The sequence below is a fragment of the Bradyrhizobium sp. genome, from assembly GCF_035570375.1.
GTDB lineage: Bacteria > Pseudomonadota > Alphaproteobacteria > Rhizobiales > Xanthobacteraceae > Bradyrhizobium.
Genome location: NZ_DATMLW010000152.1, coordinates 22,611 through 47,809 on the forward strand (window position 1 = coordinate 22,611; position 25,199 = coordinate 47,809).

Here is a 25,199-nt window from a genome sequence, read left to right on the forward strand (position 1 = left end):
GGTTCGCTCATGCCGCCTGCCGTTCTGCAATCGTCAACTGCACCGTGATCACCGCACCACCCCTGATGAGACGGATGTCCGTTTTGCGGCCAATGCTGTCGGCGCCGAGAAGGCGAGCCATTTTTCTGAATCGATGCGCCGGTATTCCGTCAGCACTGAGAATGATGTCGCCGGCCACGATTCCCGCCTGCGCCGCGGGCCCGTTCTCGACAACCGACATCACCATCAAGCCGCTGGACTGGCCGGCCGTTTCGCGCAACGCGTCCGGCACCGCGACCGCCTGCAGCGCAACGCCGAGCCAGCCGCGCGGGATGTGGCCGTCCTTCAAAAGCTGCGGCACGACGCGTTCGATGGTTGCGGCCGGAATGACAATGACCTGATCGCGCGGCCCGAAGGTCGACATGCCGAGACAACCGCCGACGGCGTCGAAAACGGGACCGCCTTCCTCGCGATGGGCCAGCCGAATGTCGAGCACAATTCGCCGGTCAATGAGGCCGCCGCGGCTGGAATGCCATTCGGGGCCCGCGAAATTGACTAGCCCCAGGCGCGCGCTGACGCCGCCTGCTCCGTCTGCCCCGATCGCAAGCGCAATTGCACCGGGACGCGCTTCGCCCGAAGCAAGCGCAGGCGCGGAAATCGAATCCGCAGGCTTGAGGATTGCGATATTGGTGCTGGGATCGCGTCCGGCGACCTTGGCCGTCAGCACCGAGCCGTTCGAGCCGACAAGCTCAAACTCGTCCTTTCGCGGCAGCGATTGCTCGGAGGCGACGACGACGCCGGATCGCCACGCCAGGCCCGTGACATGCCGCTCATGGGCGAGGCGGATGGCAACCACCGCGTTTTTGGCGGCTTCCGTGCGCGCAGCCAGCGCGGCCGAGAGCTGGCTTAAGGGTTCCGTTTGATCGGGCATCTGCAACTCCTATCGGTTCAAGATAGGAATGAATTTGAGGGATTCATCCTCCGCAGAATATCGGCCGGACGGCCGGGTTCGCACCGGCCATTTGACCGGGGGATGAAGTCGCAAACGCCAAGCAAGCCAGTATTAGGCGGAGAATCTCTTCAGCCCGGTTGTCGCCACACCGAGACTGCTCCAGCCGTCGATCGGGGATATCGCCTAGAAGCCCCTATTTCGGCAACGCTCCCCGCAGCTGCTGGATGAGCGCCGCCAGATTTCGGTCATCGGGCACGATTGCGGCCAGCCGCTCGGCATAGGCCAGCGCAGACCTCAAGTCGCCATTGGTGCGATTGAAGGCGATCAGCGCCGACAGGATATCGCGATCGCCGGGATGTCGCACCAAACCATCCGTCAGTACCGTGATGGCCTTGTCGCCTTGCCCGCCCGAGTTCAGCGCAACCGCATAGACATAAACGTATCGCGCGCTATCCGGCTCAAGCTCGGCCGCGCTTTGAAATTCGCTAAGTGCCGTGTCCGGCTTTTTGAGCCTGGTCAGGGTCAAGCCGAGCGCGTGGTGCGCCGCGGCCGCGCGCGGCGAAACGGCGATTGCGGCGCGTAACACGGCTTCTCCTTCACCGTCGCGGCCAAGCTGCCGGTAAAGGTCAGCCAGATTGATCGATGCTGCGAGATATTGCGGGCTCAATCGCAGCGCCGCCTTATATTCCGTCTCTGCCGCCGATGTTTCGTTTCGCCGGGCGAAGAAACTTCCCAACGTGGTGCGGGCTTCCGGCCGCTCGGCATTGGCGCGTTGCGCCTCGACGAACTCCGACGCGGCACGCTCAAAGCGCTCGCGATCCGGCGGAGGTTGGTTCGCCGTCGGGACAGGTGCGAGCAGCGAGGCGGCCCGGATGCGGACGCCGCGTACGGGATCGGCCAGCAGCGGCGAAACCCACGGCCAGATCTGGCCGGCCGGCACGCTTTCGAGCATGTCGAGTGCGCCGATCCTCACCATCGGATCGGGATCGTCCAATGCGCTGCGGGCCATGCCGATGTTCGTAGGCGAAGTACGAGGTGCAAGCTCGGTCAGCGCGCTGGCGCGCGCAATCGCCGGCACATTTCGGTCCGCAACAACCGCCGCAAGAAGTGCCGCAGCATCCAACTGATCTGTACGCGAGGCGTGGAAAGCACCCGCGTAGGTCTGAAAGCCCTTGCGATTGGGGCCGAACCAGGTTTCGACCGCCGCGGCGGCCCATTTTGAATCCTTGTCGGCGTGGCAATCGTTGCATGCGTTCGGCGTGCCGAGCTTCACCGAAAGATCGGGCCTCGGAATACGAAAGCTGTGATCATGGCGCCGGTCGATCACCATGTAGGTGCGCGCCGGCATATGGCAGGAGATGCAAGTCGGCTCGCCGCTACCTGCATGGTGGCGGTGGCCGACATTGGCATATTTGTCAGATGCGTGACATTGCAGGCAGACGCCTTCGCCCGGGGCCCGAAGCCCTGCGCCATGTGGATCATGGCAATCGCTGCAGGTGACGCCGGCGGCAAACATCCTGCTCTGTTTGAAGGGGCCATAATTATACGCCTCTACCACGTCGCGGATCTGGCCATCGGCGTGATAGGCGTTGCGCGTCAGTGGTTCGACCACATGTGTTTGCGATAACCATTGGCCCGGAACCCAGTCCTCGCGGAATTCGCCGCGACGCGCGTGACACAAGCCGCAGGTCTCGACTTCCTTGCGCAGTGCAGCCGGCGAGGCCGTGTGGCGTGCATTGCCGGTTTGCGGATCGATCGGCCAGGTTACGCCGTGGCGTTGATCGAAGCGAACGAGCAATCCCTTGTTCGGGTCTTCCCGCTTGCCGAACGGCCACCAGCTGTTCTGATCGCGTGCCCAGGCAGCGTGGGTTGACCCCTGTCCATGGCACGCCTCGCAACCGACGCTGATCTCCGCCCAGGTCGTGGCGAAGCTATCCACGCTGGCGTCGTAATTCCTGCGCAAGCCGGTCGAGTGGCACTCCGCGCACATGAAATTCCAGTTCTGGTCCAATTTCGTCCAGTGCAAAACGTCGTCGTGTTTGATCTCTTCGTCGGGGTAGAGATGAAACCAGCGCTGACCGCCTTTTTCTTTTTGTCTTGTGTCCCAGGCGATCGACAGCGCCTGAATCCGGCCATCCGGGAATTCGACGAGATATTGCTGCAGCGGATCGACGCCGAAGGTGTATTTCACCTCGAATTCGGCAAGTTTGCCGTCCGGCCCGTCGGTTTCGACGATAAACTTCCCGTCCTTTCGAAAGAAACGCGAATGCACGCCGTAATAGTCGAAGCTCGCACCGTTGAAGTCGCCGAGCACCGTCTCGTCGCTCGCGTGCTGCATCGCGGCCTTGTGCTGCGAGGTACTCCACAATCCTGCTTCCGCCTGGTGACACCCCGTGCACGTCTCGCTGCCGACGAAGCTCGCCGCTGTCGTAGCTTCACTTCCATTCCGCAACCGAAAACCGATCCCACCGACAACGACGATAAGCGCCGCGGCGAGCATCGCGAGCCAGAGCGAGCTTGCCTGGAAAAGAGCAATCCTGGATTTGTCGGGCAACGTCTCCTGCGGTGCGGCCCGCGTCGTCTCTCCGGCAGGTCTTTTCCCCGATCGATCCGCGCTGCCAGCTTTGCGTCGCTTACGTGCCAATGGGCTTGTCCTCAATGCCGGGCCTGCGAAAAGCGATCGAGCAACCCTTCGCCCGGATTGCAGCCCATCATCGGTCGGACTCCAGCCAAGTCAAACGGGAGGTGGACGCACACAGAGCCGGCAGATCAATTCGGGCAGCGCGCATACTTCATATCAAGTTCATCACCCATGCCCGGAAAGGTGCGGGATATGGTGTTGTCGTCGATGAGTTTCGCACTGAACTGAACACTTGACGCCATGATATCGTTTGCGCACGCGGCAATGAAATGAAAGAGATTGCCGTCCTGCTTGCGTGCCTTGATCGTGCAGGTCTGCAACTGCCCTCGAATCTTGTCTCCGTCGACGATGAAGCCGCCGCCGAACTGGTCGGAATCCTGAGCGAAGGCGATGGTACCTCCCTTTCTCGTAAAGACCTTGTTGCATACGGACACATCCGTGGCCCACGCGCCGTTCAGATCGGCCGCAAGGACAGGGCTTGCAAACGCAATCCAAGGTGCAGTGCAAGCCGTCAGTAATGCCAACCGTCTGATGTTCATCTTGTTTGTCCTGTTTCCTACAACCCTCAGATTCCTGCGTTTTCCTCCCATGCGCGGTCGGGAGCGAGATTGATCTCCATCAAGCCGGGGCAAAAAAAGTCCGGCATTGATCCGCGGCCGATGAAAATCGAGCACCGTCGCGATCGGCTCAAACGATCGATTTGATTTGCGGGAGGAGCAGAGCACCGCCATGACCCCGTTGCTGATGTCCTTGGCGGCTTTTGCCTGCATTTTCGCCGGCACTTTCCTGGGCATATTTATTCGCCGCAGGCTGCCCGATCGACACCTGAGCGGAGACACCAAGGATATCGTCAGGCAGGGTACGGCCCTGATCGCCACGCTTGCCTCTCTGGTTCTCGGTCTGCTGATTGCTTCAGCCAACGGAAAATTCGAGGCGGAAAGCAGCCAGATCAAGCAGCTGACGGCGAGCGTCGTTCTGCTGGATAGCATACTGGGCCTGTATGGGCCGGAAGCCGAGCCGGCCCGCGCGCAGCTGCGCCGCCAGGTTGGCGCGGCGGCCGATCGAATATGGAGCGAGGCCGCTCCAAGCTTTGGCAAGCCGACACCGTTCGAGCCGGCATCCGCTGGGCTCGCGCTCTACAACGAAGTCCTCAAACTCGTCCCAAAAGATGACGCGCAGCGCTTCTTGCAAGGGCGGGCCATGGATACGCTGGTGGATATCGGAAAAACGCGCATCCTCCTGTTCACGAGTGCCCGAGGATCGATCCCGATTCCCTTCCTGATCGTGCTGGTCGGCTGGCTCGCACTGATCTTTACGAGCATCAGCCTTTTTGCGGAAAGCAATGCAAGAACGATTACCATCCTTTTCATCTTTTCGTTCGCAGCATCAGCTGCGATCTTCCTGATCCTGGAGCTTGGCCAGCCTTTTGCCGGATTGATGCAGATCTCGGACGAGCCGCTGCGGAGCGCGTTGCCAGCCTTGCCAAAGTAACGAGGGACACCGAGAGATCGAGCGGCGGGATTCTTCAGGTTTTTCACGCCTGCGACCGGGGCCGCTATTGACCTGAGTCAATTGACGGTGTCGCCGGTCCAATAGAAAGGGGGCGCTGAGCGTCGCAGTTCCGGCACTGGGAGCAAAGTCTCATGGTTTCGATAAGAATGCCGTTTTGGCTGCGCTTTATTTCGCTGATTGGCGTGGTCGCTCTCTGCACCGGCGCGGGCCTCCTTGCTTACCGATGGTATACTCATCCTGTGACGCTTAAGCTGGCCGTCGGAACGATCGACGGCGAGGGAGCCAGGGCGATGTCGGCGATGGCCAGCCAGTTCGTCACCGACGGGGCACCAGTTCGATTGAAAGTCATCGATACCGGTACTGCTCTCGAAGCCGCCAAGGCGTTCGCTGCGGGAAAAGTCGATCTCGCCGCGGTTCGTGGCGGCGTCGGCGATTTGTCAGAGGCTCAGGCAATTGTCGTCCTTGCCCATGTCGCCGTCCTGCTGATCGCCCCGCCCGGCTCTTCCATCGACAGTATCGACAAGCTCAAGGGACGCACCGTCGGCGTGCTCGGAGGGGAGACAAACTCCGGGATCGTCGAAGCACTGAGTAACGCCTACGACCTTGCCCGCAGCAAGGTCGTATTCAAGAATCTCGGTTTGGAGGACGCGCGACAGGCCATTCAGTCGAAGCAGGTGAGCGCGCTGCTCGTCGTGATCCCCTTGACCGAGAAATACCTGACGCTGGTGAAGGGCCTCTTTCCGCAGGGATCAAAGACGCTGCCGGTGCTGATTCCCGTCGACTCGGCCGCGGCCATCGCCGATGCCAACCGCGCCTATGAAAGCTTCGACGTTCCAAAGGGCACGCTGCGGGGATCTCCCCCAGTCCCGGAGGACGATCTGACGACCTTGAGGACCTCGCTGTATCTCGTCGCCAAAAAGAGCCTCAGCTCTGACGTCGCAACGAACCTTACCCTGGCCATATTGAAGGCGCGCAGGGAGCTTCTGGGCGAAAACCGGCTGTTTGCGCAGATCACTTCACCGAGCACGGACGCCGATGCCTACCTCCCGGTTCATCCCGGTGCACTGGCGGTCTACAACGGCACGCAGCAAAGTTTCATGGATGAATACAGCAACTACATTTATCTCGGTCCGATGGTGCTGGGAGCGATTGCCTCGGTGCTTGCTGCCGCGTGGAAGTTTTTAGGTATCGGACAGCCTGAATTCAGGGCGGGCCCGCTGGATACGCTTTATGGTTTGTCCCGGCATATACGCAGCGTCAAGTCGGAGACCGAGCTTTCAAATATCGAGGACCAGATCGACAATATCCTGAAAGAGGAACGTCTCAAGGCCGAGAAGGACGATGAAAGTGCGGTCGATGCCGCGACATTGAACGTCGTGGCGCATCGCCTGGAGAATCTCATTCACGATCGCCGGGTGATGCTTGCTGCAAGACCGCCGGTCGCATCCGTGGCGTAGGCACCTAGAAGGTTTGGTTGAATCGGACTTGCGTCTTTATATTATAGACGGGGTAGTCCTTGATGATGGGCACGCCGAGCTCGAACGAGAGCGCGGCACCGCCGTCCAGTTTGCGTCCCACCCTGAAATCGAACGGCAGAAACAGCCGACCGGTCTGGCCGGTGATCGGATCCCCGAAATTGATCCTGATATCGGCACTCGGAAACAAGCTGACATACCATTGATCCGCCAGGCCGATGTTGAGGGTCGGTGCAATCTGCAGATCGCTGATATTTCTCCTGGTCGGATCGCCGGCGAAACTGGCGTCGTAACGCAAGACTGGCTCGAGATAGCTCGATGGACTGATTTCCCACAGCGCGTAACGCGCGCCGACCATTGGCATCACCTGCCATTTCCCGGAGCCGAACGTGTCGCCGCCCGTGGGGGTGATCAGGCGGGCGCCGAAGCCGACCGCAAGACGCTGGCTCAAATTATGAACGAGAACGGCCTGCACGTCGGCATCCCCTACCCCCAGCAAATAGTTGCGGTCGGGATTGTCGGAAGAGAAAGGATTTTTGGCGAGCACCGGCAGATCGGAGCGCAGCGCCAAAATCCACATCGGCGCCAAGTCGATCGCATGATCATAACGAAAATCGAGTGTACCGGTGGTGACGTTGGTGACGGTTCCATTGCTGCCGTTTGCCGGAGCGGTCCTGTAAGTGGTTATCAGCTGAAACAGATTTGTCGGCGGCCTGAAGAAATCCTCACCGGCATTCGTGCCCCCGGCTTCCTGCGAGAATGCCGGGATCGTCTGCAGCATCGCCGCAAGGACGAGGCAAGTCGCGATCCATGAACGGGCTTGCGCCCTCGTTTCAGACATAGCAAAGCCAGCGCCAGCAGGTTGCACGGAACAGGACCGCGAGGGCGGTGCGCGAGCCTGCACCTCGCGCAAGCTCGATCAACAACCCGGCCTTTCGGTGTTGACGCGCACGCCCCGCGCATCAGATTACAAAAAACCCGTGCGTCGCGTCACGTCGAAGTTGTTCGACAAGGCCAAATTCCCAGTCCAGGTAAGCCTGCATCGCTTTGGTATCGACATCGGTACCTTCATAGGGCCGACGGTAACGGTGGGCGGCATCCAGCCTCGGCACTACCTCGCCCGGCCCCACTTCAAGCGTCGCACGATCGTAGCCACCCTCGAGCACGTAGGTTTCAAAGCCCATCTGCGCGAGCCAGGATGCCGTCATGTCGGCGCGAACGCTCATGTTGTCGGTCAACAGGAGCCGCGCTCCGCGCACCGGTGCGGCCATGTCAATCTCCTGGACCAGCTGACCTCCGGGATAATGGCGAAAGCCCTCGATGTGCCCTGCCGCATATTCTTCGCTGGCGCGAACGTCAAAGCGGTAGAGCGTGCGATGAGGCTGCGCCTGCAGAACGGACGCCTCCTCCACGCTGAGATGACGAACGCCGGCGCGATAGGCGACATCACGGGCATTGGCCTTCGCGCCCTCGAACAGGCCGATCTCGCCGTGACGATCCGCGCCATGCTCGAGCTCCTGGCTGGCGAGAGTCCAGCCGATCGTTCCGTTGCGAAGCGCCACGACCCTGTTCGCGATCCCGGCATTGATCAGCGACTGGGTGCCGATGATCGAACGGGTGCGACCGGCGCAATTGACGACGATCGTCGTCTGGCGATCCGGCGCCACGCGGCCGGCGCGCAGCACCAGTTCTGCCCCGGGCACGCTGATCGATCCCGGAATGTTCATGGTCGCGTATTCGTCGGGCCGCCGGACGTCGAGAATCGCGATATCGGCCTTGTTCGCGATCAGGGTCGCGACATCCCCGGCCGGCAGCGACGGCGTATGCCGGCGCGACTCGACCAGTTCTCCAAATGCCTTGGCGTAGGAATTGACGTCCTCGAACAACTCCAAGCCCGCAGCCTTCCAGGCCGCCAGGCCGCCGTCGAGCTCACGAACATCGGTATATCCCGACGCTGCGAATGTTTCCGCCGCCGGGCCAACGAGACCTTCGCCGGTGTCGTAGAGCACGATGGGCACGTTCTTGCGGGGCAATCTTGCCGCGGCTTCCAGTTCGATCCGGTTTGCCGCCATGTTTGCCGCAAACAACGGGTGACCGGTGGCGAATTCTGCCTCGTGGCGCAGGTCAAGCAGCGCGATTTCCTCGCGCAACAGCAGCATGCGGCGGACTTCTGAGGGCGTGATGGCTGATACGGTCATGGATGGTGGTCTGGATGGAACGGTCATGATGGAGGTCTGGATAAAGGGGTGGTTAGTCTTGCATCGTTACGCTTGCCGATTCAACTCTATGCGACGCTCGCACAAATTCGGCGGGCTCAATATTTCGGGCGGCCAAACGTCGTCCCCGCGGACGCGGGGACCCATAACCACCGGCCGGGTTTATTGACAAAGCCGTCTGCCACTTGCGCCCAAAAGAAAGGCCGCAGCGTATGGGTCCCTGCGTTCGCAGGGACGACGAGTGATCGATTTCAAATTTTTATGTAGCCCATTACTCCGTCATTCCGGGATGGTCCGAGCGATCAGACCCGGAATCTCGAGAGTCCGGGTTCGGTGCGTTACATCGCCCCGGAATGACAGGAGCGATCGGACACACCTCCGCCTTCCCGTGGCGCAATGCGCCCGAGGTTTTCCGGGAACCAGATCGCCCCAAACAGAGGGCGCAGGGAAAGCCGGGGTGCTCAGCGCACCCGTAGCCTCGCGTGCGAATGAAAAAAGCACACGAGCATAGTCACCACAGGTTAGCCGAACAATCCGGCATTCCCTGCACAATGGTTTTAACGGTTTCCTTCGTGCTCTCCCTGGTGAGCCGGGCTTTGTTGCCACCATCGTCAGCGGATCATCCCACCGACTTGATGCCAGCGTCGGGGCATCAGGACCACACGACTTCGCCGTCCGCGATTAACGCACTCGTCTCGTGCGTCACCCGCGTCCATCGCATCCCGCCTCACGTTTCGTGACGATAGCGCATACGCCCCTCTTGCCGAGGCGGGACAGGCGAATCGATAAAGCTGTTTCTACCAAACGGCGAAGCAGAATATTTTTGCAAAGACCCGTTGACACGGAGGCAAATCAGCTCGCGTTTTCGTCCCCGCTTCCGCGCGTTTTCGACTCTGCTATCGCCTGATGAGAAGCGCCGAAAACGCGCTGCCGATGCAAAGCGCGGCAACGACGGGGAAGATGACCGACGTATCTCCGGTATGGTCCATGAAGCGGCCGATGAGGGGCTCGCCCAATCCTGCGCATGCATAGGAGATGAAGTTCAGGACGCCGGTTGCTGTTCCCGAAAGACGCCGTCCGAAAATATCCGGACACAGCGCCCAGAAAGAGGACGCCGGACCGAAGACGAAGAAACCGCACAAGAACAGCCCGAAAATCCCCAGCAGACTGCCATGCGGCACGAAACCCATCGCGATCGCGATGACGGCCGCCAGAATCATGTAGCTGATGATGGCCGGATAGCGTCGCGCGCCAAACACGACGTCGGACATCCAACTGTTGGTCGACGCACCGAGCGCCATTCCGATCGGCAACGCGACCGTGATCCATACCGGGTCGATCGCAGCGGATGCCGATTTCCAGTTCGGCCCGAGGAAATGCACGGGGATCCAGACCAGGAGCGCGTATCGCGCCGCGTTTTGAAATCCGATCGACAGGCCCGTGGCATAGAGCCGCCAGTTCGACAGTACCGAGTGATAGCGGGCCGCGCTGGATTCGTCCGCGCCTTCCGCCTCCTCGTCAGCCGAGCGATCGTCGGCCGGATGGCTCAATCCGAGATCCTCCGGCTTCTCGCGAACGGTCACGAACATCACGATCGCCCCGAACAGCATGAGAACGACCGAGAGGCGGAAAATCCAGCGCCAGTCGAGACCGAAACTGCCGAGAATGACGATGGGGAGGAAATAGGCCAGCACCGACGAAAACCCGGACATGCCGACGTAGAACGAATAGACAAAGCCCCGGTTCTTGTGTCCCCACCAATTGGAAAGCAGCCGGCTTCCCGGCGCAAAGCCCATGGACTGAAAATAGCCGTTCAAGCCCCACGCCAGCAGGATGCTGACGAAGCCGGTGCCAAAGCTGGTGGCCCAGTTGGCCGCGAACGAGAGCACGGCACCTGTAAACATCATGGTGCGTCCGCCAAACTTGTCGCCGAGGTTGCCATTGATCGACTGGCCAACCGCGTAGGCCCAGAGCATCGCGGCGCTTACCCATCCGAGCATTTCCTTGGAAAGTCCAAGCTCCTTCTGGATGCCGGGGATCGCAAATCCAAATGTCTGCCGGCCGGTGTAATAGAAGAGGTAGCAGAACGAGACCCCCAGCAAGGCCGTCCACTTGTAGCGTCGATAAAGCGCCTCGCTGTCGGCGGAGGCGGTGAAAGGTCCCGCCACGGCCTGCCCTGTCTCAACCATCACACACGCTCCCTGATTCTTTTTGGATTCTGGTCACCTAGGTTTAGCTGGAGAGGCATCGAACGTGTCACCTCTCCCCTTGCGGGAGAGGTCGGATCGCGTCGAAGATGCGATACGGGTGAGGCCTACCGAGCCGAAAGATCTGGCCTTGATGCTCGTATAATGCCCCTCATCCGGCGCGGACTTCGTCCGCGCCACCTTCTCCCGCGAGGGGAGAAGGAACGGAGTTTGCGTCTCAACTGATTCGATCAAAACTCATCTCGCTCTAGGCCTGCGCCAAACCGTTCAAGGCGAAATCGAAGATATCGAAATTGCGCAGCCGTCGCGTCCTCTCGAGATTCCGGTATTTTTCGTTGACCGGATGCGAGACGATGAAAGGCACGACCTGCTCGCTCAATCCGCCGTGGGATCGAAGGCGGTGGCCGTGAAGGCCGGTGAGGTCATGCTCGGCGCGGCTGGCACCGATCACGGCGTGGGTGTCACCGATGGCCACGAAATCTCCCTCGCGATCGAGCGGCATCTCGTAACGGCCCGCGGCGCTCTTGCCGTCCAGAACCAGCGCGATCCCGGGTAAAGCGGCAGCCGCATCCATCACGGCAGCAAGTTCCAGCGGCTTGCGGAGATAGACCCTGACGAACGATCCGAGCGCGCCATGATGCTTCACGAAGGGGTCGGTGATCGGGCAGATCACGCGCACCGCGTCGGCTCCGAAACGATGGTTGAGTTCCTCTTCCAGGAACACCACGCGCGGCGTGCCGTCCGCATTGGTCTTGTCGTTCATGCCGTGATCGGCGATCAGGCCGACCACCGCGCCGAGGCTGGCGAGCCGGCCGACCTTGGCGTCGACTGCGTTGTGGAAGGCATCCGCCTCGCGTTCGCCGGGGCCGTGGGCATGCTGGACCAGATCCGACAATGAAAGGTAGAAGAGATCGGCGCGGCCCTGCTCGAGCAGCTTGATGCCGGCATCGAGCACGAACAGCGAAAGGTCCGGGCTGTACATGTCCGGCGAGGGACGCCCGACCAGCGCCTCGACATTGTCGATGCCGTTTTCGGCGCGCGTTGCATGGGCGGCCTTTTCCGAGGAGAAGCAGATTCCGCCCTCCATGCGATGGCCGAGCATCTTTCGAAGCTTGTCCTTGGCCGTAATCGCGGCGACGCGGACGCCACCGCGCGACATTTCGGCAAGGATGGTGGTGGCGCGCATCGGGCTTGCATCGACGATCATGATCTCCTCGCCGGTCTTCCGGTCGAGGTAGTAGTTGCCGGAAATGCCGTGAAGTGCCGGCGGCGCGCCGGTCACGATCGAAACATTGTTGGGATTGGTGAATGTCGGCATCGCGGCATCGGCCAGTGCGAAAAAGCCCTCGCGCATCATCCTGGAAATGTTTGGAAACACCTCGGAAGCATTGCCAACATCGAGATAGCGCGGGTCGCAGCCGTCCAGGCAAACAACCACCGTGGGGCGCCGAGGTTTGGCATAGGTTCGCCCGTTGACCTGGATCATAATCGCCTTGGTTTTCTTTGAGGATTTTTTGGCAGGAATCGACGACCATAAGATGACACGGGCAAAAATCGGAAACCGCGTGCCGTCTTCAGGCTATCGGAGCCAATCGCGATCCGACAATGATTATGTTTGCAAGCCTGAGCCGCAAGGCCGGGGGCGTTTGCGGCCAATTGCATCCTTGTCCATGACGCGAAGTCTGGAATTCGATGGCTGCGCCGTGGCTCTTTTTTCGGTGTTTGACCGCGAGCGGCACGCTAGGATTTCACGAAGAACGAGGATTTCACGAAGAAAAGGAGGTTTTATGGAGGACACCGCGGCCACGCGCGCAGCGCAGGCGCTGCTCGCCGAACACAAGGCCAGGGCGCGCTTTACGTCGCTCGGCCCGCCGGAGGCACCGGCCACGATCTCGGACGCCTACGATATCCAGGAGAAGCACGTCAGCCTGCTGCGCAGCGCACACGGCGAGGGCGCAGGCTACAAGGTCGGACTCACATCGGCCGCGATGCAGGCATTTTGCGGAATCGACCATCCCATCGCAGGCGTCGTGCTGGCAAGCCGCGTGCATCGATCGGGAGTGACCGTTCGCCGAGCGGATTTCGGACGGCTGGGCCTGGAATTTGAAATCGCCGTGCGGATCGGTTCAGACATCCGCCTCGCGGGCGCAACCTTCAACGCCGAGACGATCGCGCCACACATCGACGGTGTTTGCGCGGCCATCGAACTGGTCGATGACCGGGATGCCGACTACGGCAAGCTCGATGTGCTTTCGCTTGTCGCCGACAATTCCTGGAACGCCGGCATCGTCCTGTCGGAATTTGCAAGCCAATGGCCCGATCTTGGCGGCGTGCGCGGGCGCGCGACGAGGGACCGCACCTCGATCGGCGAAGGCCACGGACGCGATATTCTCGGACATCCCTTCAATTCGGTCGCCTGGCTTGCCTCGCAACTGGCTTCGCGTGGAGTAGCCCTGAAGGCCGGCGAGATTGTGATGACGGGAAGCGTCATGAAGACGGTGTTTCCCACTGAGGATGCGGACTATCGCTTCGACCTCGATAAAATCGGCTTTGTCGAGGTCGAGGTGCGATAACGCGGCGAGAGAATAGGCTGATCAGCCAACATGGGAAAACTGCGGACGGCCGCTCCGAAATTGTGACTGGGGGTGCCGCGGATTCCATCCAAGCCAACTGCCTCTTGTAATCAGACGCGCGTTGGCATATGTCATTAGCATATGCTTGGAGATACTGATGTCTGAACCGAGACACGTCCGGTTGTTCCGCAACGGCCGCAATCAAGCGGTGCGTATTCCGGTGGAGTTCGAGCTGCCTGGTGATGAAGCGATCATGCACCGGGACGGTGAGCGCCTCGTTATCGAGCCGGCGCGCAAGCGCGGGCTTATCGCCTTGCTCAAGACCATGAAGCCGCTGGATGAGGAGTTTCCTCGGATCGATGACCCCGTACCTGCGCCGGAGCGAGTCCTGTGACTCGCTACATGCTGGACACGAACATCATATCCGATCTGATCAGAAAGCCGCAGGGCAAGGCAGCCAGGAGGATTGCAAGGGTCGGTGAGAACAATATCTGCACCAGCGTCATCGTGGCGACGGAGCTGCGCTACGGATGCGCAAAGAGCGGTTCGAAACGGCTGCTAAAGGCTGTTGAAGATCTGCTTGGTGAAATCACAGTGCTGCCGTTCGATGTCCCCGCCGATGCCGAGTACGGTGCTATCCGCTCGGAGTTGGAAACGGCCGGAACCCCGATCGGCAGCAACGATTTGCTGATTGCTGCCCACGCCTGTGCGACTGGTGCCACGATAGTGACGGCCAACGCCAACGAGTTTAAACGCATTCGCGGCCTGAAGGTCGAGAACTGGCTTGCCTGACTTGCCCGAGAGGGGCGGGCCACAATCGTTAGTGAATTGCGCGTGCGGCGCTGTAAATCTCAAGCCTGCGGGACGGCCCAAACAGACAATGCGCTTGATTTAGATCAACATCCGTCCCTTCACGCCGTTAAAAATTGCTTCGTTGCGGAGAATGATTCCTGGGCTCGGCCAGGTGTCCGGTGTCCCCGAGAATTTACTCTCGATGGGGGCACGATCTGACCCGAGGCGGAGCCTCGCGCTGGAATCCTATATTTGCTAGTGGTCCCGTGATTCTAACATTCGCAAAGTTACCGCTGCAACGGGATGCGAATGTTAGAATCGGACCGCTAGTGCGGCGAATTTGAAGTTCCTGTCAGGGTCGCGGCAAAATTGGTTATAGGAACTTCAAATTCAAAGCCGCACTAGAAACCAAAACTCGCCAGAGCTCCCTTGATTCCGAAGTTCGCATCAGGGGTCACCGCGATAGCTTGCGAACTTCGAAATCGGAGCTCCGGGTCATGCTCGCCTGGCTGGAACAGTTCCTGGTGCGCTATCCGGAGCTCGCATTGTTCCTGGTGATCGCCGCGGGTTATTGGATCGGAAGCTTCAAGATCGGAGCATTTTCCCTCGGACCGGTCACGGGCGCGCTTTTCGCAGGCCTGCTGGTAGGGCAGTTTGCACACGTCCCCGTCTCGGCGATGACCAAATCCTTCCTGTTTCTGCTGTTCCTGTTCGGTATCGGCTACTCGGTCGGCCCGCAATTCATGCTGGCCCTGAAACGCGACGGATTGAAGCCGGTGCTGCTCGCCATCGTCATGTGTATCACCGGCCTTGTGACTTCGATCGTCGTTGGCAAGATCCTGCAGCTGGATGCGGGCTTTGCAGCCGGGCTCATGTCGGGGGCGCTGAGCCAGAGCGCCGCCATGGGAACCGCGACAGATGCGATCAACGGACTGCCGCTGCCCGAGGCGGCGCGGGCCCAGCTGGTCGCCCACGTCGCGGTGGCGGACGCGGTCTGCTACATCTTTGGCTATGCCGGCGTGATCCTGTTCTGCACGACGATCGTTCCAATGCTGTTGAAGATCGATCTGAAGGCGGAAGCGTTAAAGCTCGAGCAGGCACTGGGAATGGATCGCGCCAAGCCGGGTCTCGCCTCTGCCTGGCGGAAGTTCGAACTGCGCGCTTATCGATTGGCCGAGGGTGCGCCTCTGGCGGGATCGAGCGTCGCCGAAGCCGAAGCGCGCGTGGCCGAGCACCGCCTGTTCATCCATCGGATCCGACGGGCACAAGGCATTCTCGAGGCAAAACCCAACTTGATACTCGAGCCTGGAGACGTGATCGCTTTGTCCGGACCGCGGCAGGTCATCGTCGAGTTGATCGGATCGCGCGCCGAGGAAATCGAGGACAAGGAGCTGCTCGATTTCGCGGTCACGGCCGTGGATGTTCTCCTGATCGATGCGAAGCTTGCCGGCATGAAACTTGGCGAGGCCTCAGAGCAGGAATGGGCCCGCGGGCTCTATTTGCGGTCCCTGAGCCGCGGCGGTCAGGAACTGCCGATTGCGGCCAACGTCGTGCTCCAGCGCGGCGATCTGCTCCGCATTGTCGGGCCCGAACCCATCGTCAACCGAGCGGCGGCAAAAATCGGCGCGATCGTCAGCCCCAATCCAAGCATCGATTTCGTGGTCATGGGCCTTGCGATATTTCTCGGCGGGCTCGTCGGCGTTCTCGTCACGTTTCCCGTTGGCGGCATCAAGCTCTCCCTCTCCACCAGCGTCGGCACGCTGCTCGCGGGACTCCTGGTCGGAAATCTCCGTACTCATTATCCCTTGTTCGGCCGGATTCCCGATGGCGCCATCAGCCTGATGACATCGCTCGGGCTCGCGGCGTTCGTTGGCCTGACCGGAATACACGCAGGGCCGGTGTTCGTGTCGGCCTTGAAGGAGGCCGGCATTGGACTGCTATTGGGCGGTGCCATGGTGACCCTGTTGCCGCAGATCGTCGGGTTTTGCATGGGCCATTTCGCCCTGCGGATGAATCCGATCCTCCTGCTCGGCGCGTTGACCGGAGGTCAGACCGTGACCGCGGCGATGGCGGCAGTGCAGGAACGCTCGGGCAGCCCCGTCGCCGTGCTCGGCTATACGCCGGCCTATCCGGTCGCCAACATCCTGCTGACGACCTGGGGCTCGATCATCGTCGTCGTGTTCGGCGGCTGAATGCGAGCCGCGAGCATCGTTGCATCGTTCCGGTCTCCGCAGACACCTCCAGCAGCCCATGGAGCTTTTCCCGCGGTTGATTGACCTAGATCAACAGACCGAGGCCGCCTGAAACTACGATCCTTCTTTGCGGCTGCACCGCCATAAGACGGAACGGTCCTGCAGCCGGCCAAACAAAAGCCGAACGCGGGGAGAGACGTCATGAAGGGCAGCGCAGCTCTGAGGAAGGATTCCAGTGAACGAGATAGCTGGACGGGCTTTCGGTCCGGCGACTGGCGCAGTTCCATCAATGTTCGCGACTTCATCGTTCGCAATGTGACGCCTTACGGCGGCGACGAGAAGTTCCTTGCCGGTTCGTCGAAGCGGACCAAGGCCGTCTGGGCGAAATTGCAACCTTATTTCGCGGATGAAAGAAAAAAGGGCGTGCTTGCGGTCGACGCGAAGCATCCTTCGACGCTGTTGGCTCACCCGGCCGGATACATCGACCGCGACAATGAAGTGATCGTGGGCCTGCAAACGGACCAGCCATTCAAGCGGGCGATCTTCCCGTTCGGGGGCTTGCGCATGGTCGAAGCAGGGCTGAAGGCGGCCGGCTTTGATGCCGACCCCGCGGTCCACGAGGCGTTCACAAAATACCGGAAATCGCACAATGACGGCGTGTTCGACGCCTACACGCCCGAAATCATGAATGCCCGCCGATCCGGTGTCATCACCGGCCTTCCCGATGCCTATGGGCGCGGGCGCATCATCGGCGACTATCGACGGGTGGCTCTCTACGGCGTCGACCGGCTGCTCGAGGTCAAGCGCGAGGAACGCGCGCAAATCAACGACATGTGGCCGACCGACGAAATCATCCGCTTGCGCGAAGAGCTGTCCGAGCAAATGCGCGCGCTGAAGGATCTCGCCGAGATGGCCAAGCTCTATGGCCACGACATCTCCAAACCGGCGATGAATGCCCGGGAGGCGTTCCAGTGGACCTATTTCGCCTATCTCGGCGCCATCAAGGAAGCCAACGGCGCGGCGATGTCGATCGGACGCATATCGAGCTTCCTCGACATCTTCATCGAGCGCGACCTGAAGGAAGGAGCGCTCGACGAGGCCGGCGCGCAGGAACTCTGGGACCAACTGGTGCAGAAACTGCGCATCGTCCGCTTCCTGCGGACGCCCGAATATGATGCGCTGTTCAGTGGCGACCCCTATTGGGCGACCGAATGCGTCGGCGGCATGGACCTGGACGGACGTACGCTGGTGACCAAGAGCAGCTATCGCATGCTGCACACCCTCTACAATCTCGGTCCCGCGCCCGAACCGAATATCACCGTGCTCTGGTCCAATCACATGCCGGACGCCTTCAAGCGTTACTGCGTGAAGGTCAGCCGTGATACCTCCTCGCTGCAGTACGAGAACGACGATCTGATGCGCCCCTTCTGGGGCGACGACTATGGCATCGCCTGCTGTGTCTCGGCGATGCGGCTCGGCAAGCAGATGCAGTTCTTCGGCGCGCGCGTCAACCTCGCCAAGGCTCTGCTTTACGCCATCAACGGCGGTCGCGACGAGGTGTCCGGCGAGCAGGTTTCGCCGCAGACGCTTCCGGTCTCCGGCGACTTCCTCGACTACGACGACGTCATGGCCAAATTCGACGCCACCATGGAATGGCTGGCGCGCACCTACGTGCACGCGATGAACTGCATCCACTACATGCATGACAAGTATTTCTACGAACGCCTGGAAATGGCGCTGCACGATCGCGACATCCTGCGCACCATGGCGTTCGGAATCGCCGGGCTCTCGGTCGTTGCCGACAGCCTCAGCGCGATCAAATACGGAAAAATCCGCGTCGCGCGCGACGCGACCGGGCTCGTGGTCGACTACCAGAACGAAGGCAATCGGGCGACGCCCCAGTTTGGCAACAACGACGACCGTGTCGATCAAATCGCCTCCTCCATCGTGACCAGCTTCATGGAGAAGATCCGCAAACATCCGACCTATCGGAACGCGACGCATACGCAAAGCGTGCTGACCATCACTTCGAACGTCGTCTATGGCAAGGCGACCGGAAACACCCCGGATGGCCGCAGGAAGGGCGAGCCGTTCGGACCGGGCGCCAATCCGATGCACGGACGCGACAGCCATGGTTGGCTCGCTTCATGCCTGTCCGTGGCAAAGCTTCCCTACAAGGATGCGCAGGACGGTATCAGCTACACCGTGTCGGTCGCTCCGCAGAAGGCGCATCTGTCCGAAGGCCAGCTTGTGGAAGAGGCAGCCAAAGCCTTCGACCTCTACTTCGATCACGGCGGATTCCACATGAACCTGAACGTGATCGACCGTGAAACGCTCGAAGACGCCGTGAAGAATCCGGACAAATATCCGCAACTCACCATCCGCGTGTCCGGCTATGCCGTGAATTTCGTCCGCCTGACGCCGGAGCAACAGAGAGACGTGATCAGCCGCACCTTCCATGGCCAGATTTGAGACCGGAGGCGGTCATGCCGGCATTGAGGCCGCTCGAATCGGGAAGTCGTTACGATCTCCGGGCGGGGCTGTCGCCGGACGCCCCCGACGAGTCGGAAGCAAAGGACGAGGAGGGTTCGTTCGGTTACTGCCACTCCTACGAGACGTCGTCGCGATACGATGGACCTGGCTTGCGTGCGGTACTGTTCCTCTCGGGTTGCCTGTTGCGTTGCACTTACTGCCACAACCCGGATACGTGGCATTTGAAGGACGGCACCTATGTCTCGCTCCAGCAGGTGCTTGAGCGGCTCGGCAGCTTTGCGCCGGCCCTGGTCAAGCTTGGCGGCGGTCTGACTGTTTCGGGGGGCGAGCCGATGGTGCAGCTCGCCTTTACCCGCCGGATTTTCCAGGGCGCGAAGGCGATGGGCCTGCACACGGCGGTTCAGACCTCCGGATTTCTTGGCGATCGCGCCGACGAGTCGTTCCTCTCGACGATCGACCTTGTTCTGCTCGACATCAAGAGCTCTGACCCCGACACCTACCGCCGGGTGACCGGCCGTGATCTTGCGCCGACGCTTCGCTTTGCGGAGCGGCTTGCTTCGCTCTCCAAGCCGGTCTGGGTCCGCTTCACACTGGTACCCGGCGAAACCGATGATCCCGGGAATGTCGCAGGCATCGCCAGGTTCGTCGCGCCCATGAAGAACGTCGAGTGGGTCGAGGTGCAACCCTTTCACAAGATGGGCGAGTTCAAGTGGAGGGCGATGAACCTCGAATACAAGCTGGCCAATATCGAGCCGCCCACCAAGCATCTGGTGAACAGGGTTGTCGAGCAGTTCCGCGACGCAGGCTGCCGCGCCCGCTAGGCAGCACTGGAAAAGAAACGATCGGGAGACAAAACATGTTGGACGTTGCGCGCGATATCATCGGCAGCCAGCCGATCTTGACGGCATTTCTCGCCATCGGCCTGGGCTATCTCGTCGGGCAGATCAGCATCGGAGGGTTCTCCCTTGGCGTCGGCGCGGTTCTCTTCGTTGGTCTTGCGATCGGAGCGTTCGCGCCCAAGGCCCAGATCACGGGTCCGATCGGCCTCACCGGCCTGATCATGTTCCTCTATGGCATCGGCATTCTCTATGGCCGCCAATTCTTCGAAGGCATGGTGGGCGTGGGACGGACGTACAATCTGCTGGCGCTGGTCGCGTGCGTGGCAGGCCTGTTCGTCGCCCTCGGCCTTGGAAAAATATTCGGGATCAAGCTCGGCCACACGATGGGCCTCTATGCGGGATCGATGACAAGCACGGCGACGCTTCAGGCCGCCCTCGACGTCATCAAGAACAAGGACCCATCGATCGGCTATTCGATTGCCTACCCCTTCGGCGTGATCGGTCCAATTCTCTGTATCTATTTCATGACGCGCGTCGTCAAACCAAAATTCCCGGTGAAGGCACAAAGCTTCCATATGGGCGAGATTTCGATCGCGGCCGCTTCCTCCGGCCGCAACCTTGAGGAGCTGATGAAGGACCTTCCGAGCGACGTGCAGGTGACGATGGTACGGACCGGCGGTCGCAATTTCGTTCCGACGCCCGACACGGTGATGTCGGCAGGTGATGCGGTCCTCATCGTTGCCGAGCGGGAAGAAGCCATCAAAGACGCAGCCGCACGGCTCGGTAAACTGGAGCCCGGCTTGCTCGCGAGTGATCGTGCCGATCTCGACTACATCAGGGTCTTTGTCGGCAAGGCGAACGTGGTCGGCGTTCCGCTCTCGAAGATGCAGATGCCTGCGGGCTTCCCGACTCATGTCCTGCATGTGCGCAGGTATGACGCCGATCTCGTGCCTGCTCCCGACCTGATGCTGGAATTCGGTGACCGGATCGGCGTTTTGCTGCCGCCGGACCGCAAGGAGGAGATCCGAAGGTTCTTCGGCGATACGGTGAAGTCGGCCGCCGAATTCAGTTACGTATCGCTGGGCGTAGGCATGGTGCTCGGGGTTTTGCTCGGCCTCATTCCCATTCCGATTCCGGGCATCGGTGTCGTCACGCTCGGCATCGGTGGCGGTCCGCTCATCGTCGCCCTCATCCTCGGCAAGTTGCGGCGCACCGGCCCGATGCTCTGGACGATGCCGCTGCCGGCGAACATCGTTTTGCGAAATTTCGGGCTTGCCATGTTCCTCGCCACGGTCGGCGTCAATGCCGGTCAACCCTTTGTCCGCACCGTTGCCGAATCCGGTTTCACGATGCTCTTCATCGGCATCGTCGTGCTCTTGACCACCGCGCTCATCGTCCTGCTGGCCGGCCATTACCTGCTCAAGATCCCTTATGATGATCTCGTAGGCGTCACATCGGGCGCGACGGGAAACCCCGCCATTTTGGTTTACTCGACCAAGATGGCGCCGACCGAGCGGCCCGACATCGGCTACGCCATGATCTTTCCGTCGATGACGTTGGTGAAGGTGATCGCCATCCAGATCGTCGGCTTGCTCGCTGGCGGCGCCGCCGCGGGCGGGTAGCTCGCGCCGAGCGAGGACTGAAGGATGTCCGACGAAGCATCCCCACCGCCTATCTTCAATCTGCAGGCTTACAGCCCGGCCGAGATCAAGGAGGCTGTCGAAAAGGTCGGGGTCAAAAAGGCCAATCTGCCGTTTCTGGTCTCCTTCATGCTGGCGATCGTGGCAGGCGGCGGTGTCGGGTTCGGCGCCGTTTACTACACCATTGTTGCGAGCGACCCGGAGCTCAGCTTCGCTACCACACGCGTCCTCGGCGGCCTGGTGTTTTCGCTCGGATTGGTACTTGTCATGGTGGGAGGCGCCGAGCTTTTTACAGGCAACAATTTGATCGTGATGGCCTGGGCGAGCGGAAGGGTTTCGACAGGGACGATGCTGCGTAACTGGACCATTGTCTGGTTCGGCAACCTGCTCGGATCGCTGGGGCTCATCGTTCTGATCTATTTTTCCCATCATCTCGACATGAATGACGGCCGCATCGGAGTCTCCATATTGAATACGGCTGCCGGAAAAATCCGGCCCGATATGGTGACGCTGTTCTTCAAGGGTATTCTTTGCAACGTGCTGGTGTGCGCGGCAGTCTGGCTTGCCTATGCAGGCCGGACGGTCACCGACAAAGTCGTCGCCGTCATATTGCCGGTCTCCGCCTTCATAGCCGCCGGCTTCGAGCACTGCGTGGCCAACATGTATTTTCTGCCCTTGGCCTGGCTGCTGGTCCAGACCGGCCACGTTCCGGCCAATTTCGACGTCTCACCGATTACGGTCTCTGGAATCCTTCACAATCTGGTTCCGGTCACGCTCGGCAATATCGTGGGCGGCGCCGGCCTTGTCGGTGCCGTCTATTGGGCGATCTATCGGGCAGCATTTGGCGCCTCATATCGCGCCGAGAAATAAGCGCAGTATTGCCGCGTCCGGAACCGGTGTTGCCGCAACCTGCTTCCTGCTTCATCACCGATAGCGGCGCTCCGCCTGGTTGGTCGGCGTCCCGCCGGCGTTGATCTACGCCGTATTCGCGATGACGCTTGACGCCGCTCAACCCGGAGCGCGGGCGTGACAGCTAAAGCATGATCCGGACCCGTAGGCCGCGTCAGCGCAAAGCGTGCAGCGGTTTTCCCTCGCGCCAAACGCGGAACGCGTTTGCGCGGAGATCATGCTCGATCAAAGAACAAAGCGCGATGACGATTCAACCAAATCTCATCGCGCTTTAGGACGGCGGCAGTTTTCGAATATTTCGGTTGGGCGCGACTTACTGGCAGATTTTGCCGTTGCAGTGCTGTGTGCACCAGGCGTGGCTGTCGCTGTCGGGATACCCAAGATGCCGCCCGTTCTTGCGGCACTGCTCGTAGGTGTGTGCGATTGGAATGCGGACCATCTTGCCATTGACGTCGGGGAACATCACGGTCTGGTCCGCCCGGATGCCTTGGCTGCCAGCCAGTAACACTGCCGCTGCGGTCATGCCTCGCAATAAAGTCCTCATGATACCCCCTCGATCTGATGATGGCACACAGAACAGCCGCGATTAGCGCAAGCTCGCTGCCTGTTCCATCGTGGTGCGGTTCGCGTCGCGCGATGCATTTCGTAGCATTCGACGAAGAATGCAATCCCAAAGAGAGTCCCGTGCAGCCGCAATGTCCGAGGCCGTGGCCGGTGGCGCTCCATGTCGTCGAATGGAAGAGCTGGTTTGGGACAATGATGTTGGGCCGAAATGGCGCGCCATTCAGAATAAAACTACAAACACATATGCCGTTGAAATAGCTATATAATTGTCAGTCAACCAGTCCTGAAACAGTGAATCATAGCCTTCCCAAGAAGTACCTTCGCTGGCCGAGCCAGGCGTCACCATGCGTGCGTGATGGAACGGTGGTCGCCTGTTTTCGCGCACGCTGCCAGCAAAGCCACGGCCAGCATCCCCATCGTCGGGATAGAAATCGTGCTAATTTTCTTCGCTTGTCTTGCCCAGGCAGGGAGGGCGCGATGAGGCGCAGGCAGGTCATTGTCGCTGTGGTTTGCGCGTTGGCTGGAAGGCCGTTCAACCTGTTCGCGCAACAGCTCAGCAAGACATGGCGAGTAGGGTTTATCGCCCATCGATACGAAAAGTTTTACGATCCTCTTTTTTCAGGCCTGAAAGAGCTCGGCTACGTAGAGGGACAAAACCTGATCGTCGAGCGGCGATACGCGGAAGGAAACGCCGAGCGGTTTAAGGAGTTTGCTGCCGAGATGGTGAGGCTGAACGTCGATGCGGTGATTGTCGTGACGACGCCTGCCGCCGTGGCCGTGAAGAACGAGACTAAGACCATTCCAATCATCCACCCTGCGGCGATTGACCCTGTGGGTACCGGCCTGATCGCAAGCCTGGCTCACCCCGGCGGCAACGTGACGGGGTTTGCAGTGCTAAATGCAGAGACGAGTGCAAAACGTGTAGAGCTACTCCAGGAAGTGATCCCTGGGCTCACCAACGGTGCCGTGCTCTGGAATTCCGCCAACCCTGCTAATTCACTCGCGTGGCAAGAGACAGAAAGCGCTGGTCGTAAGCTGGGAGTAACGCTGAGGTCGCAGGAGGTGCGGAGCCCGAAAGATTTTGAGGGTGCTTTTGCGGAGATGTCCGAGCAACCCCCCGGCGCCTTGCTTGTAGTGCAAGATGCGCTGACACTGGAGTATCGAAAGGAAATTATCGACTTCGCATTGCGCAACAAGCTGCCAGGCATGTTTGTTGGAAAGGAGTGGGTCGAGGAAGGTGGACTGTTGTCTTACAGCGACCGTTCTGCCGAGAGGTATCGACGCGCTGCGGGTATCGTTGACAAAATCTTGAGAGGAACGAAGCCTTCTGACATCCCAGTCGAGCAACCCACGACATTCGAACTCGCCGTCAACCTGAAGACAGCGAAGGCAATCGGATTGAAGTTGTCACCCACCTTCCTCGCGCGCGCCGATCTGGTGATCGAATGACTGCTTCTGGCCCTTCGCGTCATTTCGCGGCCGCGCAGCAATTTCGTCGATTTTGGAGAGAAGCGGACATCGATTGGCAGGCAAGATCGACCGGTTCGGTCGCGAATGACCCCGAGCAGACCTCTCATGGAGGCCAATCCATTTTGGGGGATATGTGATCATGGCGCCTTCTGTCAGCACCGGCGACGGAGGCAGAAAAGTCGCGGGCGAATACCTTGTCGCCGAACCGCTTGATTACTTCCATTTCGCCGAGGCGCCTGTCTGGGGTTTACGGGTTGGTGTTACAGCCCGATCCCGAAACAAGAGCTGCAGCGGGATTTTCACCGCCTCGATGGCGTAGCCCGGCGCGATGCTGACAAGGCTAGATATTTCGACTAACCTTCAATGCGGACCATCAATGCGGCGCAGGAACAGGGCCCTCGACAGGAGATCGATGAGCACAGTAAAAAACGCTCTGGCCCAGAAGAGTGTCGCCCTGATCCATGTTCGTTCCGGCGACATGGTCGTCGAAGCCTTGCGCCAGATGCGCGACAACCGGGTCCGGTCGGTGCTGGTCATCGACGACGACGTGCTGGTCGGTATCGTGACCCAGGGTGACTGCGCCATCAAAGTGCTGCTGTCCGGGCTCGATGCGAAGCAGACGCCGGTGGGCCAAGTGATGACGGGCAACCCGGTGACGGTCAAGCCGGACGATCGGCTGGAAGGCTGCATGGCAATGATGGCTGCGCGCGGTTTTCGCCATCTGCCAGTCCTGGACGCGGGCAAG

The 25,199-nt window shown here is 60.5% G+C and carries 20 protein-coding genes; 12 read left to right on the plus strand and 8 right to left on the minus strand.

The features are described 5' to 3' along the window. Window positions 1-7: 7 nt before the first annotated feature. From VNX23_RS15820 to VNX23_RS15830, 3 genes are all read right to left on the minus strand, one after another. On the minus strand, window positions 8-910 hold the full coding sequence (locus VNX23_RS15820; RefSeq protein WP_325631500.1) for a S1C family serine protease: 903 nt from the start codon (window positions 908-910) through the stop codon (window positions 8-10). 214 nt (window positions 911-1,124) lie between these two features. Next, window positions 1,125-3,485 carry a tetratricopeptide repeat protein gene (locus tag VNX23_RS15825; RefSeq protein WP_325631502.1) on the minus strand — a complete coding sequence of 787 codons (2,361 nt, stop codon included), beginning with the start codon at window positions 3,483-3,485 and terminating at the stop codon, window positions 1,125-1,127. A 215-nt stretch (window positions 3,486-3,700) separates the two neighbouring features. Next, window positions 3,701-4,342: a hypothetical protein gene (locus VNX23_RS15830; RefSeq protein ID WP_325631503.1), complete on the minus strand. Its 642-nt coding sequence runs from the start codon at window positions 4,340-4,342 to the stop codon at window positions 3,701-3,703. Here VNX23_RS15830 and VNX23_RS15835 point away from each other — a divergent pair. Then, window positions 4,302-5,063: a hypothetical protein gene (locus VNX23_RS15835; protein ID WP_325631504.1), complete on the plus strand. Its 762-nt coding sequence runs from the start codon at window positions 4,302-4,304 to the stop codon at window positions 5,061-5,063. The two genes, VNX23_RS15830 and VNX23_RS15835, sit on opposite strands and share 41 nt — an antisense overlap. Window positions 5,064-5,215: 152 nt before the next feature. Then, window positions 5,216-6,541 (plus strand): TAXI family TRAP transporter solute-binding subunit, encoded by a 1,326-nt coding sequence (locus VNX23_RS15840; RefSeq protein WP_325631506.1) that lies wholly within the window; start codon window positions 5,216-5,218, stop codon window positions 6,539-6,541. A 4-nt stretch (window positions 6,542-6,545) separates the two neighbouring features. Here the strand turns inward: VNX23_RS15840 and VNX23_RS15845 are convergent, their stop codons facing one another. The 4 genes from VNX23_RS15845 to phnA form a co-directional block, all read right to left on the minus strand. Then, window positions 6,546-7,400, minus strand: coding sequence for a hypothetical protein (locus VNX23_RS15845; protein WP_325631507.1), 855 nt, complete (start codon window positions 7,398-7,400; stop codon window positions 6,546-6,548). Window positions 7,401-7,521: 121 nt separating this feature from the next. Beyond that, window positions 7,522-8,757 carry a rhodanese-like domain-containing protein gene (locus VNX23_RS15850; RefSeq protein ID WP_325631509.1) on the minus strand — a complete coding sequence of 412 codons (1,236 nt, stop codon included), beginning with the start codon at window positions 8,755-8,757 and terminating at the stop codon, window positions 7,522-7,524. 914 nt (window positions 8,758-9,671) lie between these two features. Continuing rightward, window positions 9,672-10,964 carry an MFS transporter gene (locus tag VNX23_RS15855; RefSeq protein WP_325631511.1) on the minus strand — a complete coding sequence of 431 codons (1,293 nt, stop codon included), beginning with the start codon at window positions 10,962-10,964 and terminating at the stop codon, window positions 9,672-9,674. Between the two features lie 265 nt (window positions 10,965-11,229). After that, entirely contained in the window at window positions 11,230-12,468 is a 1,239-nt protein-coding gene (gene phnA, locus VNX23_RS15860) for a phosphonoacetate hydrolase (protein WP_325631513.1), read from the minus strand. A 301-nt stretch (window positions 12,469-12,769) separates the two neighbouring features. Here phnA and VNX23_RS15865 point away from each other — a divergent pair, with 301 nt between their 5' ends. The 8 genes from VNX23_RS15865 to VNX23_RS15900 all read left to right on the plus strand — a co-directional run bounded on the left by VNX23_RS15865 (window position 12,770) and on the right by VNX23_RS15900 (window position 22,381). Further along, complete coding sequence (locus VNX23_RS15865) at window positions 12,770-13,555, plus strand: 2-keto-4-pentenoate hydratase (RefSeq protein ID WP_325631515.1); 786 nt, start codon at window positions 12,770-12,772, stop codon at window positions 13,553-13,555. Window positions 13,556-13,712: 157 nt separating this feature from the next. Further along, window positions 13,713-13,949 carry an antitoxin gene (locus tag VNX23_RS15870; protein WP_325631516.1) on the plus strand — a complete coding sequence of 79 codons (237 nt, stop codon included), beginning with the start codon at window positions 13,713-13,715 and terminating at the stop codon, window positions 13,947-13,949. A gap of 8 nt (window positions 13,950-13,957) precedes the next feature. After that, window positions 13,958-14,347, plus strand: coding sequence for a type II toxin-antitoxin system VapC family toxin (locus VNX23_RS15875; RefSeq protein WP_414643010.1), 390 nt, complete (start codon window positions 13,958-13,960; stop codon window positions 14,345-14,347). A 497-nt stretch (window positions 14,348-14,844) separates the two neighbouring features. Next, the gene (gene aspT, locus VNX23_RS15880) at window positions 14,845-16,539 is read left to right on the plus strand and encodes an aspartate-alanine antiporter (protein WP_325631520.1); all 1,695 of its coding nucleotides are present in this window, start codon (window positions 14,845-14,847) and stop codon (window positions 16,537-16,539) included. 201 nt (window positions 16,540-16,740) lie between these two features. Then, window positions 16,741-19,011: a formate C-acetyltransferase gene (gene pflB, locus VNX23_RS15885; RefSeq protein ID WP_325631522.1), complete on the plus strand. Its 2,271-nt coding sequence runs from the start codon at window positions 16,741-16,743 to the stop codon at window positions 19,009-19,011. 14 nt (window positions 19,012-19,025) lie between these two features. Beyond that, window positions 19,026-19,853 carry a pyruvate formate-lyase-activating protein gene (gene pflA, locus VNX23_RS15890; protein WP_325631524.1) on the plus strand — a complete coding sequence of 276 codons (828 nt, stop codon included), beginning with the start codon at window positions 19,026-19,028 and terminating at the stop codon, window positions 19,851-19,853. Window positions 19,854-19,888: 35 nt separating this feature from the next. Next, window positions 19,889-21,493 carry a YidE/YbjL duplication gene (locus VNX23_RS15895; protein WP_325631525.1) on the plus strand — a complete coding sequence of 535 codons (1,605 nt, stop codon included), beginning with the start codon at window positions 19,889-19,891 and terminating at the stop codon, window positions 21,491-21,493. Between the two features lie 24 nt (window positions 21,494-21,517). Continuing rightward, the gene (locus tag VNX23_RS15900) at window positions 21,518-22,381 is read left to right on the plus strand and encodes a formate/nitrite transporter family protein (protein WP_325631527.1); all 864 of its coding nucleotides are present in this window, start codon (window positions 21,518-21,520) and stop codon (window positions 22,379-22,381) included. Between the two features lie 352 nt (window positions 22,382-22,733). Here VNX23_RS15900 and VNX23_RS15905 read toward each other — a convergent pair whose 3' ends face one another. After that, the gene (locus VNX23_RS15905) at window positions 22,734-22,964 is read right to left on the minus strand and encodes a hypothetical protein (protein ID WP_325631528.1); all 231 of its coding nucleotides are present in this window, start codon (window positions 22,962-22,964) and stop codon (window positions 22,734-22,736) included. A gap of 497 nt (window positions 22,965-23,461) precedes the next feature. Here VNX23_RS15905 and VNX23_RS15910 point away from each other — a divergent pair, with 497 nt between their 5' ends. Then, window positions 23,462-24,433, plus strand: a complete 972-nt coding sequence (locus tag VNX23_RS15910; RefSeq protein ID WP_325631530.1) for an ABC transporter substrate-binding protein — start codon at window positions 23,462-23,464, stop codon at window positions 24,431-24,433. 433 nt (window positions 24,434-24,866) lie between these two features. Further along, the coding region (locus tag VNX23_RS15915; RefSeq protein ID WP_325631532.1) for a CBS domain-containing protein at window positions 24,867-25,199 on the plus strand (333 nt) is incomplete at its 3' end.

What these genes read in the sequence shown, in the direction of transcription:
- VNX23_RS15905 (WP_325631528.1), bottom strand. Translation starts at nt 22,964, where the DNA reads ATGAGGACTTTATTGCGAGGCATGACCGCAGCGGCAGTGTTACTGGCT.
- VNX23_RS15845 (WP_325631507.1), bottom strand. Translation starts at nt 7,400, where the DNA reads ATGTCTGAAACGAGGGCGCAAGCCCGTTCATGGATCGCGACTTGCCTC.
- VNX23_RS15820 (WP_325631500.1), bottom strand. Translation starts at nt 910, where the DNA reads ATGCCCGATCAAACGGAACCCTTAAGCCAGCTCTCGGCCGCGCTGGCT.
- VNX23_RS15865 (WP_325631515.1), top strand. Translation starts at nt 12,770, where the DNA reads ATGGAGGACACCGCGGCCACGCGCGCAGCGCAGGCGCTGCTCGCCGAA.
- VNX23_RS15870 (WP_325631516.1), top strand. Translation starts at nt 13,713, where the DNA reads ATGTCTGAACCGAGACACGTCCGGTTGTTCCGCAACGGCCGCAATCAA.
- VNX23_RS15910 (WP_325631530.1), top strand. Translation starts at nt 23,462, where the DNA reads ATGAGGCGCAGGCAGGTCATTGTCGCTGTGGTTTGCGCGTTGGCTGGA.
- VNX23_RS15835 (WP_325631504.1), top strand. Translation starts at nt 4,302, where the DNA reads ATGACCCCGTTGCTGATGTCCTTGGCGGCTTTTGCCTGCATTTTCGCC.
- VNX23_RS15895 (WP_325631525.1), top strand. Translation starts at nt 19,889, where the DNA reads ATGTTGGACGTTGCGCGCGATATCATCGGCAGCCAGCCGATCTTGACG.
- phnA (WP_325631513.1), bottom strand. Translation starts at nt 12,468, where the DNA reads ATGATCCAGGTCAACGGGCGAACCTATGCCAAACCTCGGCGCCCCACG.
- VNX23_RS15875 (WP_414643010.1), top strand. Translation starts at nt 13,958, where the DNA reads ATGCTGGACACGAACATCATATCCGATCTGATCAGAAAGCCGCAGGGC.
- VNX23_RS15850 (WP_325631509.1), bottom strand. Translation starts at nt 8,757, where the DNA reads ATGACCGTATCAGCCATCACGCCCTCAGAAGTCCGCCGCATGCTGCTG.
- VNX23_RS15840 (WP_325631506.1), top strand. Translation starts at nt 5,216, where the DNA reads ATGGTTTCGATAAGAATGCCGTTTTGGCTGCGCTTTATTTCGCTGATT.
- pflB (WP_325631522.1), top strand. Translation starts at nt 16,741, where the DNA reads ATGAAGGGCAGCGCAGCTCTGAGGAAGGATTCCAGTGAACGAGATAGC.
- VNX23_RS15830 (WP_325631503.1), bottom strand. Translation starts at nt 4,342, where the DNA reads ATGCAGGCAAAAGCCGCCAAGGACATCAGCAACGGGGTCATGGCGGTG.
- pflA (WP_325631524.1), top strand. Translation starts at nt 19,026, where the DNA reads ATGCCGGCATTGAGGCCGCTCGAATCGGGAAGTCGTTACGATCTCCGG.
- aspT (WP_325631520.1), top strand. Translation starts at nt 14,845, where the DNA reads ATGCTCGCCTGGCTGGAACAGTTCCTGGTGCGCTATCCGGAGCTCGCA.
- VNX23_RS15855 (WP_325631511.1), bottom strand. Translation starts at nt 10,964, where the DNA reads ATGGTTGAGACAGGGCAGGCCGTGGCGGGACCTTTCACCGCCTCCGCC.
- VNX23_RS15900 (WP_325631527.1), top strand. Translation starts at nt 21,518, where the DNA reads ATGTCCGACGAAGCATCCCCACCGCCTATCTTCAATCTGCAGGCTTAC.